The 16,140-nt window shown below is 72.1% G+C and carries 14 protein-coding genes; 4 read left to right on the top strand and 10 right to left on the bottom strand.

From position 1 onward, the window contains the following. Positions 1–73: 73 nt before the first annotated feature. Entirely contained in the window at positions 74–688 is a 615-nt protein-coding gene (locus ACFVWD_RS07790) for a TetR/AcrR family transcriptional regulator (protein WP_054236092.1), read from the top strand. Between the two features lie 154 nt (positions 689–842). Here ACFVWD_RS07790 and ACFVWD_RS07785 read toward each other — a convergent pair whose 3' ends face one another. The 3 genes from ACFVWD_RS07785 to ACFVWD_RS07775 all read right to left on the bottom strand — a co-directional run bounded on the left by ACFVWD_RS07785 (position 843) and on the right by ACFVWD_RS07775 (position 4,417). After that, positions 843–1,856 carry a DUF2510 domain-containing protein gene (locus tag ACFVWD_RS07785; RefSeq protein WP_389594437.1) on the bottom strand — a complete coding sequence of 338 codons (1,014 nt, stop codon included), beginning with the start codon at positions 1,854–1,856 and terminating at the stop codon, positions 843–845. A 109-nt stretch (positions 1,857–1,965) separates the two neighbouring features. Next, positions 1,966–3,120 (bottom strand): anhydro-N-acetylmuramic acid kinase, encoded by a 1,155-nt coding sequence (locus ACFVWD_RS07780; RefSeq protein ID WP_385381005.1) that lies wholly within the window; start codon positions 3,118–3,120, stop codon positions 1,966–1,968. 4 nt (positions 3,121–3,124) lie between these two features. Next, a complete protein-coding gene (locus tag ACFVWD_RS07775) occupies positions 3,125–4,417 on the bottom strand; it encodes an MFS transporter (RefSeq protein WP_389594436.1) in 1,293 nt (430 codons plus the stop codon). Positions 4,418–4,639: 222 nt separating this feature from the next. On the opposite strand from ACFVWD_RS07775, the gene ACFVWD_RS07770 reads away from it, so the two are divergent. Then, positions 4,640–7,321, top strand: coding sequence for an ATP-binding protein (locus tag ACFVWD_RS07770; RefSeq protein WP_389594435.1), 2,682 nt, complete (start codon positions 4,640–4,642; stop codon positions 7,319–7,321). Between the two features lie 48 nt (positions 7,322–7,369). On the opposite strand, the gene pcaD is transcribed toward ACFVWD_RS07770, so the two are convergent. Genes pcaD through ACFVWD_RS07735 form a run of 7 tightly spaced genes read right to left on the bottom strand, consistent with a single transcriptional unit; the run spans position 7,370 to position 13,794 of the window. Further along, positions 7,370–8,506, bottom strand: a complete 1,137-nt coding sequence (gene pcaD / locus ACFVWD_RS07765; RefSeq protein WP_389594434.1) for a 3-oxoadipate enol-lactonase — start codon at positions 8,504–8,506, stop codon at positions 7,370–7,372. Next, positions 8,503–9,852 carry a 3-carboxy-cis,cis-muconate cycloisomerase gene (pcaB, locus tag ACFVWD_RS07760; protein ID WP_389594433.1) on the bottom strand — a complete coding sequence of 450 codons (1,350 nt, stop codon included), beginning with the start codon at positions 9,850–9,852 and terminating at the stop codon, positions 8,503–8,505. Before pcaB ends, pcaD begins: the two co-directional genes overlap by 4 nt. Further along, positions 9,849–10,412: a protocatechuate 3,4-dioxygenase subunit alpha gene (gene pcaG, locus ACFVWD_RS07755; protein WP_385380990.1), complete on the bottom strand. Its 564-nt coding sequence runs from the start codon at positions 10,410–10,412 to the stop codon at positions 9,849–9,851. The genes pcaB and pcaG overlap by 4 nt, the downstream gene beginning before the upstream one ends. 2 nt (positions 10,413–10,414) lie before the next feature. Beyond that, positions 10,415–11,185, bottom strand: a complete 771-nt coding sequence (pcaH, locus tag ACFVWD_RS07750) for a protocatechuate 3,4-dioxygenase subunit beta (RefSeq protein WP_389594432.1) — start codon at positions 11,183–11,185, stop codon at positions 10,415–10,417. 10 nt (positions 11,186–11,195) lie between these two features. Beyond that, positions 11,196–12,398 carry a thiolase family protein gene (locus tag ACFVWD_RS07745; protein ID WP_389594431.1) on the bottom strand — a complete coding sequence of 401 codons (1,203 nt, stop codon included), beginning with the start codon at positions 12,396–12,398 and terminating at the stop codon, positions 11,196–11,198. Then, positions 12,395–13,039: a CoA transferase subunit B gene (locus tag ACFVWD_RS07740; RefSeq protein WP_389594430.1), complete on the bottom strand. Its 645-nt coding sequence runs from the start codon at positions 13,037–13,039 to the stop codon at positions 12,395–12,397. Before ACFVWD_RS07740 ends, ACFVWD_RS07745 begins: the two co-directional genes overlap by 4 nt. Beyond that, positions 13,039–13,794, bottom strand: coding sequence for a CoA transferase subunit A (locus ACFVWD_RS07735; protein WP_389594429.1), 756 nt, complete (start codon positions 13,792–13,794; stop codon positions 13,039–13,041). The genes ACFVWD_RS07740 and ACFVWD_RS07735 overlap by 1 nt, the downstream gene beginning before the upstream one ends. A gap of 221 nt (positions 13,795–14,015) precedes the next feature. Between ACFVWD_RS07735 and ACFVWD_RS07730 the strand changes: the two genes are divergently transcribed. Together ACFVWD_RS07730 and ACFVWD_RS07725 are read left to right on the top strand one after the other, a co-directional pair. Further along, entirely contained in the window at positions 14,016–14,480 is a 465-nt protein-coding gene (locus ACFVWD_RS07730; RefSeq protein WP_389594428.1) for a MarR family winged helix-turn-helix transcriptional regulator, read from the top strand. 128 nt (positions 14,481–14,608) lie between these two features. Then, positions 14,609–16,123: a hypothetical protein gene (locus tag ACFVWD_RS07725; protein WP_389594427.1), complete on the top strand. Its 1,515-nt coding sequence runs from the start codon at positions 14,609–14,611 to the stop codon at positions 16,121–16,123. The last annotated feature ends 17 nt before the right edge of the window (positions 16,124–16,140 follow it).

Genomic DNA, 16,140 nt, shown 5'->3' with positions numbered 1-16,140 from the left:
CAGTGGCGTATCGATATACACTGTGTGAAGCGGAACACCAGGCGAGCCATCCACACGAGCGAGGAGATGAGCCATGACGTCGCAGGCCGCGGACGGACCGGAGACGGTCGTCGCCTCGCGCCGCTCCAAGATCACGCCCGAGCGTGAGCAGGAGTTCTACGACGCCGTGCTCGAGCAGATCCGCGAGTGCGGCTATGACTCGCTCACCATGGAGGGCGTGGCCGCGAGCACCCGGTGCAGCAAGTCCACGCTCTATCGCCAGTGGAAGACGAAGCCGCAGTTCGTGGCCGCCGCCCTGCGGGCCAACAGCTGTCCGCGCTTCTCGGGCATCGACACCGGCACGCTCGCCGGGGACCTGCGCGCGATGGCGCAGGCCGCGGGGAACTGGTCGGGCCGCGACAGCCAGCTGCACCAGGCGCTCGGCCACGCCGTGTTCCAGGACAAGGAACTGCAGGAGGCGCTGCGCGACGCGCTCGTCGAGCCCGAGATCGGCGCGGTCAAGGAGATCCTGGCCCGCGGGGTCGCCCGGGGCGAGGTCGCCGCGGACCACCCGGCGCTGGAGTTCATCCCGGCGCAGCTGTTCGGTGTGGTGCGGGTTCGTCCCGTGCTGGAAGGGCGGAACGCCGATGCGGCGTATCTCACACAATTCGTCGAGGCCGTCGTGATTCCGGCCCTCGGCCTGACCTGAGACTCAGGTCGCCGTCCGCGGGATGACCGGACGTCGGCCTGCTCGCGCCGCACCGTGGGGACGGGGGCGGCGCGCACCCCCGGCCGGGTGGGGTTCCTCTTGAGCGGAGGGGCACCCCACCCGGCCGATCCATGTCCGGGGCTGGACTTACGGGCTAGACGTTCTGCCCGTTGCCGCTCACGCCGGAGGCCACCTTGATGCCCTTGGTGATGTCGTCGATCACGGACTCCTTGGGCGCCTTGGAGCTGACGTCGATGCCGAAGCGGACGACGATCAGTGACTTGGAGTCGGCGGGGGACGGGAAGACGAGCGACTCGACGTAGCCGTCGTCACCCTTGCTGGTGACGACCTTCCAGCGGACGAGGTAGCCCTTCTCGCCGGCCACGGTGACCGCCTTGGAGGCGAGCTCCGTGTGCGAGGTGATCGTGCCGTAGCCCTTGCCGTACGACTCGGTGGCGTTCTTGGAGATGTCCTCCTTGGCCGCCGCCTCCGCCGTGGTGGACTTCAGTTTCTGTGCCGCGGCGGTTGCCGAGTAGGCGCCGCCGCGCTGACAGTCCTGCGAGGTGTCGCCGGGGCACTTGTAGGTGTCCTTGGTCAACAGCACGGCACCCTTCGTGGTGCTCCCGCCTGTCCAGTTGTCGGGCACGGGCATGCTGATGCCGCTGATCAGATCGGTGGCGTAGCCGTCCTCGAGCTGCGGCTGCCCGGACTGGCCCGGTGCCGGAGTCTGGCCCCCGGAACCGCCCGAGCCTCCGGAGCCTCCGGGAACGCCGCCCGTTCCGCCCTCAAGGCCCCCGTTGCCGCCGCCCTGCCCGCCGAATCCGCCCTGGCCGCCGTTCTGCCCGCCGGGGGCCTGTGAAGTGGCGCTGTTCCCGCCGTTGCCGTCGCTCTTGGTCAGGGCGTACACCCCGCCCCCGATGCCCGCGAGGACCGCGATCGCGGCGGCGACGGCTATGCCGGTGCGCAGTCCGCGTCGCGGGGCGCCCGGAGCGAGCGCCGGATACGGTCCGGCGGCCGGCGGGTGCGTCGGGGGACCCCACGCGGCGGCGGACCCGACGGGGCGGGTCTGGTCCGTCCATGTCTTGCCGTCCCACCAGCGTTCGGTGGCGGGACTGTCACTTGTCTGCCCCGGGTCGGGATACCAACCGGGAGGAGTCACCTGCGTCATGGACCCACCGTATGAGCCGTGGGTGAAAGGCGGATGAGAGGGATCCGGAAGATTCGTTTCAAGAACGCCTCGGAAGCGCCGCCGGGTGTCGCGTCACGACCGGCGGATGTCATGCCAGGACCAGTCGCACCGGCGCCGCTCCCGCCCTCGGCGGCAGCCGCAGCCCGCCGCGCCCCGGCGTGATCGAGCCGAGCACACTCGGATGCCGGGCCCCGGTGCTCACCGGATCGGTGCCCGTGAGCCCGTGCAGGGTCAGGAAACCCAGCACGGCGAAGGCGTACGCCTCCTTGGCGGCCGCGGGCAGGCCCAGAGCGTCGGACGTGCGCACGGGCACTCCCGGCAACTCCGCGCCCAGCATCGCCATCAGCGCCGGATTGCGGGTGCCGCCGCCGGACGCGATCACCTCCGTGGCATCCACCGAGCGCACCGCGTCGGCGACCGTACGGGCGGTGAGCCGGGTGAGAGTCGCGATGACGTCCTCGGCGGTGAGCGTGCCGAACCCGGTCAGCGCGTCGCGCAGATGACCGAGGTGGAACAGTTCCTTGCCGGTGGTCTTGGGCGCGGGCAGCGCGTAGTACGGCTCCGCGAGCAGGCGTTCCAGCAACGGCTCGTGCACGGTGCCGCGGGCGGCGAGGGCGCCGTCCACGTCGTAGTGCAGACGTCCCCCGGTCAACCCCTGCACGGCCACGTCGACGAGGGCGCACCCGGGCCCGGAGTCGAAGGCGGTGCCGTCCGGCGCGGTGAGGTTGGCGATGCCTCCGACGTTCAGCGCCACCGGAGTTCCCGCCCTGCCGCGCAGCCACAGCAGGTCGACCAGGCTCACCAGGGGCGCGCCCTGACCACCGGCGGCGATGTCCCTGGGGCGGAAGTCGGCGACCACCGGCAGCCCGGTCGCCTCGGCGATCCAGGCGGGCTGACCGAGTTGGAGCGTGCCGTGCACCCGCCCGTCCTCGACCCAGTGGTAGACAGTCTGCCCGTGCGAGGCGATCAACTCGGCTCCGCCGTCGCACAGTTCACGGTCGGCCCGGACCGCCGCCGCGGCGAACGCCTGCCCGATCAGGGTGTCCAGGCGGCACACCTCGGCCAGCGTCGTGGCCGCCGGGGGCAGCGCGGCAGCGAGCGCCTGGCGCAGTGCGCCGTCGTACGGCTCACCGACCATCCCGAGCGGCCGCAGGGCGAGGTCCTCGCCTTCGAGGGTCAGTTCCGCCGCCGCCGCGTCGATCGCGTCGTACGACGTCCCGGACATCAGGCCGATCACCCGCACGTGCTCAACTCCCTCGGTTGTCGGGGAGCGTGGCCAGGGCGAGCGCACTGACGGCGCACGTCGCCGCCGCGTAGTACGCGGGAATGTCCACGCTTCCGGTCCGCTTCATCGTCTCGGTGATGATGAGGCCCGCGCAGCCCGAGAACACAGCATTGGACAGGGCGTAGGCGAGTCCCAGGCCGGTGTGGCGGACGCTCGTGGGGAACATCTCGGAGAGCATGGCGGGCCCCGGTCCCGCCATCAGCCCGACGACGGCACCCGCCCCGCACACGGCGACACCCTTCACGGCGTTCGACGTCCCCGTGTTCTGAAGGAGGTTGAGCAGTGGAACGGACAGGACCACGACCAGTCCTGCGCCGGTGAGCAGCACCGGGCGCCGCCCGATCCGGTCGCTGAGCAGGCCCGCCGGGACGATCGTGGCCGCGAAGCCGAGGTTGGCGAGGACCGTGGTGAGCAGCGCCTGCCGGAAGCCGGTGTGGAGGGTGTTCTGGAGGTACGAGGGGAGTACGACCAGGAAGGTGTAGCCGGCCGCCGACCAGCCCATCACGCGCCCCGCTCCGAGAACGACGGTCCGCGCGACCTCGCGCCCGGGCGGGTGCTCCCGCTTCCCCTCGTGCCGGAAGGCCGGTGTCTCCTCCAGCCGCAGCCGCAGCCGGAGCGCGACCAGCCCCAGCGGCAGTGTCAGCAGGAACGGCAGCCGCCAGCCCCAGTCGTTCAACTGCCCCTCGGTCAGCACCGTCGCCAGCAGCGCCGCCACGCCCGCACCACCGAGCAGCCCCAGAGCCACCGTGAACGACTGCCACGACCCGTACAGCCCCCGCCTGCCCGGCGGCGCGAACTCCGTCATGACCGAGACCGCGCCCCCGAACTCCCCGCCCGCGGACAGCCCTTGGACCACCCGGAGGAAGGTCAGCAGCCATGGTGCGAGGGCGCCGGCCGTGGCGTAGGTGGGCAGCACGCCGATGAGCGTCGTGGCGCCCGTCATCAGCGCGATCACCAGGATCAGCACCGGGCGGCGCCCGATGCGGTCCCCCAGCCGTCCGAACAGCGCAGCGCCCACCGGCCGGAAGAAGAACGCCAGAGCGAAGGACGCGTACGTCCTCACCAGACCCTCGGTCTCGCTGCTGCCCTCCGGGGTGAAGAACCGCGCCGCGACGACGGTCGCGAAGTAGCCGTAGACCCCGAACTCGTACCACTCGACGAAGTTGCCGACCGAGCCCGCCAGCAGGGCCCCGCGCCGCTGGCGCGGGGGACGGGCGGTGTGCGGGACGGAGTCGTGCACGCGGGCGCCGCTCATGGGTCCCTCCTCCTCGTTGTCCATGGGAAAGTAAGCGTCATTTTCGGGGCTTTTGACTGTCGATGACTTTCACCACGGCTGGTCGGCGCCCCACCGCGTCGCCTGCGGACACCTCTTGTCACCCGTCTCGGCAACAGGTGCCCCGACCCGCCTCCACATCGGCTTCCGGACGGCTAGGCTCAATGTCTGTACGTCGTACGGGCGACCTGCGGAGGTAGCGGCATGACGGAGGCATGGCCGGAACCGGCCTCCTCGTCCTCCCTGTGGGAGCGCGAGGCGGAGATCGCCGACGTCGTGGAGGCCGTCAGGGCCCTGCGCGCCGACGCCGCGTCCTCCGGCAGCCTGCTGGTGTTCAGCGGTGAGGCGGGCATCGGCAAGACCGCGCTGCTCGCCGAGGCACGCCGGATCGCGGAGGCCCACGGCTGCACGGTGTGGTCGGCCCGCGGCGGCGAGACCGTCACCTCCGTTCCCTTCAACGTCATACGGCAACTCCTCCAGCCCGCCATCGTCTCGCTGATGCCCGAAGAGGCCCGCGAATACCTGGGCGACTGGTACGACATCGCCGGACCCGCGCTCGGCATCGCCGAACCCGGCGAGCGCCAGGCCGACCCGCAGGGCGTGTGCGACGGACTGGTCGTCGCGGTGCGGCGGCTGGCCAAGCGCGAGTGGCCCCTCGTCCTGATCGTCGACGACTCGCACTGGGCCGACCAGGAGACCCTGCAGTGGCTGGTCGCGTTCGCCGAGCGCCTCGACGACCTGCCCGTCCTCGTCGTGGTCGCCCGCAGGCCGGGTGACGTCAGCGGTGAGCGGGTCCGCCAGCTGGAGGCCGTCGCCGCCGCGGCCCGCCCGGTCCGCACGCTCAGCGCGCTGACCCCCGAGGCCACCGCGGGGCTGACCCGCGCCACGGTCGGCGAGCACGCGGACGCCCCGTTCTGCCGCGAAGTGTGGGCAGTCACCGGCGGCAACCCGTACGAGACCGTCGAACTGCTCGCCAAGGTGCAGGACAGCGAGCTGGAACCGGTCGAGGCCTCGGCCGCCGAACTGCGCGCCCTGAACCGCTCGGCACGCGGCCGCGGACTCGTCGCCCGCCTCGAAGGGCTCGGCATCGACGCCACCCGCTTCGCCTGGGCGGCCGCGATCCTCGGCACCGGGATCTCCCTCGACCTCGCCGCCCAGCTCGCCGGGATGCAGCGCGACGAGGCCGTGCGCTGCGCCGAACTGCTCGGCGCGGCCCGTATCCTCGCCGCGACCGAACCCGCGAGCCGCGAACTGACCGGCGGCGAACTGGAGTTCGTACACCCCCTCATCGCCAGCGCCGTCTACCGCTCGATCCCCGACGCGCTGCGCACCGCGATGCACGGCCAGGCCGCCTGGGCGGTCAATGAATCGGGCCGCGGCGCCGCTGCCGCCTCCCGCCACCTCCTCGAAGTACACCCGGACGACGACCCCGAACTCGTCGAGCAGATGCGCGAGGCCGCCCGCGAACACCTCGCCGTCGGCGCGCCCGACGCGGCCAGGCGCTGTCTGGAGCGCGCCCTGGCGGAACCCCCGCTTCCGGAGGTCCACGCGGGTGTGCTCTACGAACTGGGCTGCGCCACCCTCCTGACCGCTCCCGCCACCACGATCCGCCATCTGCGCACCGCGCTCGACCAGTCCGGCCTCGACGGCGATCTGCGGGTGAACGCCGTCTTCCGCCTCTCCCAGGCCCTGGTCCACAACGACCAGCTGGACGAGGCCGTCCGCACGGTCGACACGGAGGCCGCCCGGCTCGACCCGGGCCCCGCCCGGATGCGGCTTCAGGCCGTCCACTACATGTGGGAGGGCATCCACGCGGGTGAGGACCACGTTCCGGGACGCTCCCGAAGCCTCGCCGATCTCGTCAAGACCTGCACGGGACGCGACAACTCCGAGCGCGCCCTGCTGATACTGCGCGGCTTCGACGCGATGACCCGTGGCGAGAGCGCGGAGGAGGTCGTGGAACTCTGCGACCGCGCTCTCGTCAACGGCCGCCTCGCGCCCGGACTCGGCTGGACCGACACCGAGTGGGGCATCGAACTCCTCATGATGCTGGGCAGTTCGTACGCCTACGCGGACCGGCTCGACCGGGCCGAGAGCCTCTTCTCCGAGGCGCTGCGCTCCTACACGAGCGCCGGATGGAGCGGCGGCCACCTCGCCCTGGCACACGCCTTCCTCGGTCTCGCCCACCGCAGGCGGGGCCGCCTCAGGGACGCCGAGACCACCCTGCGCGAGTCGCTGCGCATCGCCGAGCGGGTCGGGCGAGGGCTGCCCCTGTACTGGTCCGCCACCTGCGGCCTCGTCGACACGCTGCTCGCCCGCGGCGACGTCCAGGAGGCCTGGGCGATCGCCGAGCAGTACGGCTTCGCACCCCCGTACCCGTCCACCATCGTGCTGCCCGACACCCGGTCCGTACGCGGCCGGCTGCTGCTCGCCGTCGGCCGCGTCAAGGACGGCATCAACGAACTCGAGGCCGCCGAGAAGGCCGCCGCCGCGCGCGGCCACCACAACACGGTGATGGCGCCCTGGGCGCTCGACCTCGCCCGCGCGCTCGCCTCGGACGACCCGGCCCGCGCCGGCGCACTGGCCACCGACGCCCGCCGCCAGGCCGAGCGCTTCGGCACGGACACCGCGATCGGCGAGGCACTGCGCTGCGCGGCGGCCCTCGAATCGGGCCAGCGCGCGGTACGCCTGGCCGCCCAGGCGGTCACCTACCTGGAGGCCTCGCCCTGCCAGTACGAACACGCGGCGGCCCGCGTCGAGTACGGCATCGCGGCGCGCTCGGTCTCGGAGCTGGGCAAGGGCCTGACGCTGGCGCGCTCGTGCGGGGCGGACGGGCTGGCGGCGAGGGCGGAGGAGGTCCTGGCGACGGGGAGAGGGCTGAGGTAGTCGCCAGGCCGTGTGCGAGGACGAGGTGTCCGCGGCGGACGGGCAGGCTCAGCCTGCGGCGCCGTCGTCGCCCTCCTCCTCGGCGAGCACCCGCTGAGCCGTCGCGAACGCCGAGTTCGCCGCCGGGACACCGCAGTACACGGCCGTCTGCAGCAGTACGGCGCCGATCTCCTCCGGGGTCAGCCCGTTGCGGCGCGCCGCCCGGACGTGCATGGCCAGCTCGTCGTAGTGACCGTGCGCGACCAGCGCGGTCAGGGTGATCATGCTGCGTTCGCGGCGCGAGAGCGTCGGATCGGTCCAGATCTCGCCCCAGGCGTAGCGCGAGATGAAGTCCTGGAAGCGGGCGGTGAAGGGGGTCTGCCGGGCCTGCGCCCGGTCCACATGGGCGTCGCCCAGCACCTCACGCCGCACGTCCATGCCCCGTTTGGCGCCCCCGTCGAAGTGGGCCCGCAGCGCCGTGAGCACCGCCGTCGGACACTGCGCGGGCGCCAGGTGCGAGGCTCCAGGGAGCTCGAGGAGCGTGGCGCTCGCCACCGCGTCCGCGATCTCCCGCAGATGGGCGGGCGGCGTCGCCGGGTCCTGGCGGCCCGCGATCAGCAGGGTGGGCGCGGAGATCTCGGGGAGCCGGTCGCGCAGGTCGAAGGCGGCGAGCGCGTCACAGCAGGCGGCGTACGCCTCCGGGTCCGCGTCGCGGTGGTCCTCGATCAACCGCGGCACGGTGAAACCGGGTGTGAACCAACGGGAGTTCGCGTTCTCGGCGAGCGCGGCCAGCCCCTCCCGGCGTACCAGCTCCGCACGCTCCTCCCACGGCTTGGAGCCGTTGAAGTGCGCCGAGGAGCAGAGGACGGCGAGGGACGACACACGCTCCGGGTGGTGGACGGCGAGGTGCAGACCGACCGCGCCGCCGAGCGAGACGCCCGCGTAGGCGAAGCGGTCGACGCCGAGCGAGTCGGCGAGGTCGAGGACCAGGGCGGCGAGGTCCCCGACGGTGGCTCCCGGCCCGATCAGGTCCGGCGCCGACCCCCCGTGTCCCGGCAGATCCCAGCGCACCACCCGGTGGGTGGCGGACAGCTCGGGCGCGACTTCGTCCCACAGGGCGTAGGACGTGCCCAGCGAGGGCCCGAGGAGCAAGGGGGGAGCGGTCTCGGGGCCCTCGGCGAGGTGGTTGAGCAGCTTGCGGGTCACGTTCGCTCCAGAGCACGGTCGGTGAGGGCTCCCGCGGAGCCCGTGTAGCGGGTGGGGTCGGTGAGTTCCACGAGGTCGAGCTCCTTGAGCTCCGCCTCCTCACCGAGTACGTCCACGAGGGGCCGCCGCTCGGCGACGGCCCGTTCGGCGGCCCGGGTCAGCAGCTCCTTGGCGCGGGCCCGCCCCAGCACCGGGGCGAGTTCGACGGCCAGGCGTTCCGAGACGATCAACCCATGGGTGAGACCGAGGTGTTCGCGCATGGCGTCCGCGTTCACCCGGAGCCCTTCGACCAGCTCGACGGCGTTGTGGGCGGCGCCTCCGACCAGCCTCAGCAGTTCGCGCAACGGCTCCCACTCGGCGTGCCAGGCACCGGCCGGCCGCTCGTCCTCGGCGACCATCGACCCGAAGAGCGTGGCGGCGAGTCCCGGCGCGCGCCGCGCGGCGGCGGCGATCACGGTGGCCGCCACCGGGTTGGCCTTGTGCGGCATCGCGGACGACCCGCCACCGCTCCCCTCCGAGACCTCGGCGATCTCCGTGCGGGAGAGGGTGAGCACATCGGCCGCCATCTTGCCGAGGGCCCCGGCCGTGAAGGCCAGGCCGCCGGCCAGGTCAGCGATCGGAGTCCGCAGGGTGTGCCAGGGCAACGCCGGTTCCGCGAGGCCGAGTTCACCGGCGTACGCCGTCACGAGCGCGCCCGGATCCACGGCGCCGAACGCCGCGAAGGCGGCCAACGTCCCTGCGGCCCCGCCCAGTTGGACGGGAAGCCGGAGAACCGCGAGCCGGTCCCGCGCGTCCAGCACCAGCGACCGCCACCCCGCCGCCTTCAGCCCGAAGGTCGTCGGTACGGCGTGTTGAGTGAGGGTCCGCCCCGGCATCACCGTGTCCCGGTGCGCGGCGGCGAGTCGGCCCAGGGCCCGCGCCGTCCGCTCCAGATCCGCCAGGACCAGGTCCAGCGTGCGACGGGCGACCAGCATCAGCGCCGTGTCCAGGATGTCCTGGCTGGTCGCGCCCCGGTGGACGTAGGGACCGTACTCCTTGCCGACCGCCGCCGTCAGATCCGCCACCAGCGGAATCACCGGATTGCCGCCGCCTCGGGCGCGCAGCGCGATCGACCTGACATCGAGGTCCGCCACGGCCACGGCGGACACCGCCGACGCCGCCGCGTCCGGCGCGAGCCCCAGCCCCGCCTGAGCGCGGGCCAGCGCCGCCTCCGCGTCGAGGAGCGCCCCCAGAAACGCGCCGTCCGTGGTCACGGACGCCGCGGGGGAGCCCGCCCACCCGGGGGCGAGCAGCCCGGCGTCGGCGTCGCCATCGGACTCGGAACGGACCGGGCCGGCAGCTGTCACTGGAACTCCAGGAAGACCGTTTCGCCTTCGCCCTGAAGGCGGATGTCGAAACGGTACGTCCGGTTCGCGCCCTCGGCCGCGATCAGCGTGGCGCGCCGGTCGGCCGGGAGCGAGTCGAGCAGCGGGTCGGCGCCGTCGGCGAGGTACGCGCGGGTGAAGAGGTGGTGCACCAGACCGCGCGCGAACACACACACGCTGATGTACGGAAGTCCGGCATTGCCCGGCGGCAGGGTGTGCAGCGCGTACTGACCGTCGGCGTCCGTGGCGACCCGGCCGAAGCCCGTGAAGTCGACGCCACTGCGGCCGAGGAAGCCGCCCGTCGACGGGTCGCGGCGCATCGAGCCGGGGGCACCCTTGAGGGAGCCGTCGGGCGCCGCCTGCCAGAAGTCCAGGAGGGCGTCCGGGATCACCTTGCCCGCGCCGTCGAGCACGTACCCGTGCAGGGTGATCGCCTCGGGGTGGCCCTGCGGCGCGACCTGACCGCCGCCGGGAAAGGGCAGCGCGTAGCCGTAGAAGGGGCCGATGGTGTGGGACGGGGTGGGGAGCAACCGCTCGGTCATGGTCAACGACCTTCCTCGATCCAGGTGGCGGAGGGACCGTCGAGGACGATGTCCCACTCGTAGCCCATGGAGAACTCGGGCTGGGAGAGATCGTGCCGGTAGGCGGCGATCAGACGGTCGCGCGCCGCCTGGTCCGTCACGGACTGCAGGATCGGGTCGTAACGGAACAGCGGGTCGCTCGGGAAGTACATCTGGGTGATCAGCCGCTGGGTGAACGCCGTACCGAAGACCGAGAAATGGATGTGTGCGGGCCGCCACGCGTTCGTGTGGTTGCCCCACGGGTAGGGGCCCGGCTTGATCGTGGTGAACCTGTACCGGCCCTGATCATCCGTCAGAGTACGCCCGACACCGGTGAAGTTGGGGTCCAGTGGCGCCGGGTGCTGCTCGCGCAGATGGGCGTAACGACCGGCGGCGTTGGCCTGCCAGATCTCGATGAGCTGACCGCGCACGGGACGCCCGTCGCGGTCGAGCAGCCGGCCCGAGACGGTCATGCGCTCGCCGATCGGCTCGCCCCGGTGCTGGATGGTCAGGTCGCTGTCGTGCTCGGTGATGTCGGTGACGCCGAACACCGGACCCGACAGCTCGACCGTCTCCGGGTCGCCGCCGTCGACGGCGACCAGCGGCTGCTTGGGGTGGCGCAGCAGGGAGCTGCGGTACGGGGGGTAGTCGCGCGACGGGTGGTTTCGAACCGGCGCTCCGCCGGCGACCGCCTTGTCGTACGCGTCCTGGAGATCCTTGATCTCGACGTCGATGTCCGACTGGGTGAGGGCCATGGTCGACTTCCTATCGTTCGAGGACGAGGGCGAGGCCCTGGCCGACGCCGATGCAGAGGGTGGCGACGCCGGTGCCGGTGCCCTGACGGGCGAGCTGGTGGGCGACGGTGCCGGCGAGGCGGGCGCCGGATGCGCCCAGGGGGTGGCCGAGGGCGATCGCGCCGCCCTGGGGGTTGAGGATCGCGGGGTCGAACTCGGGCCATTCGGCGAGGCAGCCGAGGACCTGGGCGGCGAAGGCCTCGTTCAGTTCGAGGACGGACAGGTCCGCGAAGGTCTTGCCGGCTTTGGCCAGGGCGCGGGTGACTGCCTCGACGGGGGCGAGTCCGAAGTACTGGGGGTCGGTCGCGGACACGCCGCTCGCACTGATGCGGGCGAGGGGCTCACGGCCGGTGGCCTTCAGCCCTTCCTCGTCGGTCAGGAGGAGGGCGGCGGCGCCGTCGTTGAGGGGGGAGGCGTTGCCCGCGGTGACCGTGCCGTCGCTGGTGCGGAAGGACGGCTTGAGCCTGGCCATGGCGGTGGGGGAGGCGTCGGGGCGGACGGATTCATCGGCGGTGAAGACGACCGGGTCGCCCTTGCGCTGGGGGATCGGCACGGGGGTGATCTCGCGGTCGAACAGGCCCTCCTGCTGGGCCTTCGCTGCCTTGCGGTGGCTGCCCAGGGCGTATTCGTCCTGCTGCTCGCGGCCGATCTTGTGTTTGTCTGCGATGAGTTCGGCGGACTCGCCGAGGGGGATGGTCCACTGGGGGTCCATCTTCGGGTTGACCATGCGCCAGCCGAGGGTGGTGGAGTACAGCTCGGTGTGTCCGGCGGGGAAGGGCCGGTCACTCTTGGGCAGGACGTACGGAGCGCGGGTCATCGACTCCACACCACCGGCCACGGCGATGGAGGCGTCTCCGACCGCGATGGCCCGGGCCGCCTGAATGACCGCCTCCAGACCGGAGGCGCACAGCCGGTTGACCGTCACACCCGGTACCGAGGTGGGCAGGCCCGCGAGCAGCGCGGCCATGCGGGCGACGTTGCGGTTCTCCTCACCGGCGCCGTTGGCGTTGCCGAGGTAGACGTCCTCGATCCGGGCGGGGTCCAGGTCCGGGGTGCGCGCCAGGAGTTCCCGGATGGCGTGGGCGGCGAGGTCGTCCGGGCGCACGCTCGCCAGGGCGCCGTTGTAGCGGCCGATGGGGGTGCGTACGGCGTCGACGATGTACACGGTTTTCACTGCAGGCCCTCCGCGACGGTCAGCTCGGCGTCGGTTTTGGCGATGATCTCTCCGGCCGTGACGCCGGGCGCGGTCTCGATGAGCACCAGGCCCTCGTCGGTGACATCGAGGACGCCGAGGTCGGTGATGATCCGGTTGACGCACGCCTTGCCGGTGAGCGGCAGCGCGCACTCCTGAAGGATCTTCGCGGTGCCGTCCTTGGCGGTGTGGGTCATGACGACGATGACGGTGCGGGCACCGTGGACCAGGTCCATCGCGCCGCCGATCCCGGTGATCATCTTCCCCGGGACGGCCCAGTTCGCCAGATCGCCGCCCGCGGACACCTGCATCGCGCCGAGCACGGCCACGTCGATGTGCCCGCCCCGGATCATCGAGAACGACAGCGCCGAGTCGAAGAAGGAGGCGCCCGGCAGGACCGTCACGGTCTCCTTGCCGGCGTTGATGAGGTCCGGGTCGACCTGGTCCTCGGTGGGGTAGGGGCCGGTGCCGAGGATTCCGTTCTCCGACTCGAGGATCACCTCGACGCCGGCCGGGAGGTGGTTGGGGATCAGCGTCGGCAGTCCGATGCCGAGATTGACGTACTGGCCGTCCTGGAGTTCGCGTGCCGCACGGGCCGCCATCTCCTCGCGTGTCCACGCCATCAGCCGCTCACCGTCCTCTTCTCGATCATCTTCGCGGCGGCCTGCTCCGGAGTCAGCGCGACGACCCGCTGCACGAAGATCCCCGGCAGATGCACGGCGTCCGGGTCGATCGCGCCGGGCTCGACCAGCTCCTCCACCTCGGCGATCGTCACCCTGCCCGCCATCGCCGCGAGGGGGTTGAAGTTCCGGGTGGACCTGCTGAAGACGAGGTTGCCGTGCCGGTCGCCCTTCGCCGCCCGGACCAGCGCGAAATCGGTGCGGATGCCGCGCTCCAGCACGTACTCGGTGCCGTCGAACTCGCGCACCTCCTTCGGCGGCGACGCCAGCGCCACGCCGCCGGAGCCGTCGTAGCGCCAGGGCAGGCCGCCGTCCGCGACCTGGGTGCCGACCCCGGCCGGGGTGTAGAAGGCCGGGATCCCCGCACCGCCCGCCCGCAATCGCTCCGCGAGCGTGCCCTGCGGGATCATCTCCACCTCCAGCTCACCCGCCAGATACTGCCGCGCGAACTCCTTGTTCGCCCCGATGTAGGAGCCGGTCACCCGCGCGATCCGCCCGGCGGACAGCAGTACCGCGAGCCCGGACTCCATCGCCCCGCAGTTGTTGGAGACCACGCCCAGGCCGCCGACCCCGCGCTCGTACAGCGCCTCGATCAGTACGTTCGGCACACCGCTCAGCCCGAAACCGCCGACCGCGAGGGTCGCGCCTTCCGGCACATCGGCCACCGCCTCCAGGGCTGTGGCGACCACCTTGTCCATCCGTGAAGCCCCATCTCTTCCAAGCGTCCAGACCCTCAATTACTCAGGGCACTGATTATTTCTGCGAGGTTTCACTCACGCTGCCATCAGCGGCCCGAGCCGTCAAGACCTCCAGGAGATCGGCGGGTGGACGGCCATGAACACGCTGGTACGCATCCGGGTGATGCACGGTATCGTTCAGTGCACCAATGAAATGACGGACTCACCCAGGGGGAGCGCACATGGCCGCGGTGGACCTCACCACCCACCCCGGGCACCTCGCCCGGCGACTCCAGCAGGCCCACTATCTGCTGTGGAACACGATGGTCTCCGAGGAGATCACCTCGCCGCAGTTCGCTGTCCTGAACGCGCTGGTCGCGGAGCCGGGACTGGATCAGCGCACGGTGGGGGAGCGGGTGGGCCTGGACCGGTCGACCATCGCCGAGGTCATCAGCCGGCTCAGCCGCCGGGGCCTGCTCGACAAGGTGCGCGATCCGCAGGACGGCCGGCGCTTCCTGCTGCGCCTCACCGACGAGGGGACGCGTACACACCGCAAGCTGACCGTGCGTACGGCGCGTATGAACCAGGTCTTCCTGGCCCCGCTCTCCGCCGAGGAGCAGACCGTCTTCTTCGACCTCATCCAGCGTGTCTCGGACGCCGCGGAGGGGCTGCGCAACCCGACGGAGCCCCTCACTGGGAAACGCTAGGCGTTCCCTCACCAGGAGGTGCCAGGCGAAAACATCTGACAGATCACGGTCAGGAGCGCTAGGCTCCCCGCGATGATGACTCACTCTGTCGGCAGAATGGGGGTCCCATCCGCGCAAGGTGAGTGCTGATGCTCACTCAGACCGCGAATGGGGATTCCCGCCTTTCCTTCTGGCTGCCCGTGCGAGAGTTCGCCGTGCCGCCCGCCATGATCGAGACTGCGACCGCCCGCCGCCGTGCCGGGGACTGGGCGGGGGCGTGCGCCGCCGCAGGCATCGATGTCGATCTCAACCTGCGTTCCGTGGCGCGTACTCACGGCCACGACCTCGCCGCTCGGGTCCGTGCCGATCTCCGCCATCTGGCTCCTGACCTGCTGCGCTGGCACATGCCGAGGATCGCTCCGCACGGGTTGCTGCGTCCGGGGCTGACCATCGCCCTGGCTCGGTACGACGCCCAAGGCCGTGACGGCGTAGGTCCGGTGCACCTCGTGGTCCGCACTCCGCCGGCCTGGGCGGACGGCGGCCAGCGGATCAGCCTCGCCCTGTGGGCCGCACCGCACGACGGACCCCGCGACGGACCCCGCGACGGATCCCGCGACGGACCTCGCGACGGACCCCGCGAAGGACCCTGCGACGGACCGCACGACGGATCTCACGGCCGATCCCACTTCGAGGCCGGTGTCCGCCGGCATCCGCACCCCCATCCCAGCCGCCGGTTCCGTCTCGACCTGCACCGCCATCTGTGGGACGCGCGCAGGACCGATGAACTGCGGACACGGTCCGGGGCAGACCGGCGGCCCGCCGACGGCCGCCCCGAGAACCCGGATCCGCTGGGGTTCGTGCCGCGGGGGCGCGGGTGTGCCGTGGATCGGTGGGCGGCCGAGGCGAGGATTCTGCTCCACGCCGAGGGGCGGACGGCCGGTACCGTCACCGTGCGGCTCGGGGCGCGGGACCGGCTGGTCCTGGACGTGGTCGCGGACAGGGACGGCGTCGGACCGCCGGCTGTGCGGATCGCGGCGGCGCCCAGGGACGGCAACGTCTCCGCGCTGCCCGTCCTGCCCGACGCGGCCACCTGGCTGCTGCCCGATCTGGAACTGATCCGCACCGGTTCGATCGAGGTCGGTCGGCTGCATCCGCTGGTCGCCTCGGCACTGGTACCGGATCATTCGCCGACGGCCTCCTCCCGGGCATCGGACCGGGCCGGGCAGCCGCGTCTGGTGGAGTGCCGGGGAGCCCGGCACCGTATCGGCCTGGTCGACGGGGTGCTGGCGCCGCTGGACCACGACCCGGCCGAGATCCGCCGGGAGGAACTGCTGGTCGCTCTGACCGGGACGCCGCTGCCCTGCCTGCGGGCCATCGACGAGGCGCACCGTCGTCCGGACTGTCTCACCGGTGTCCGCGAACGGCTGATCCATGGCGACACCGCCGGTGCGCTGGACGTCGTCGAGGGCCTGCTGGGCCCGGACGCGGTGCTGCGCAGCGGCCCTCTACGGGACGAGCTCGAGGCGGCCGCGCTACGGCGGATCACGTACGGCCTGTTCAGGGCGGGCATGACCGGCCCCGGCCCCGGATCCGGCCGCCTGCTCCCCGGCCCCGACCGCCCTCGCGGGCACCGAGCGCACCCGCGCCACACGACCTCTCGCTGACCCAGGGACCTCCGCCC

Source organism: Streptomyces sp. NPDC058086 (genome assembly GCF_042885015.1).
GTDB lineage: Bacteria > Actinomycetota > Actinomycetes > Streptomycetales > Streptomycetaceae > Streptomyces.
The sequence above is the reverse complement of the archived record's forward strand: the minus strand, read 5'-3'. Positions and strand labels throughout refer to the sequence as shown.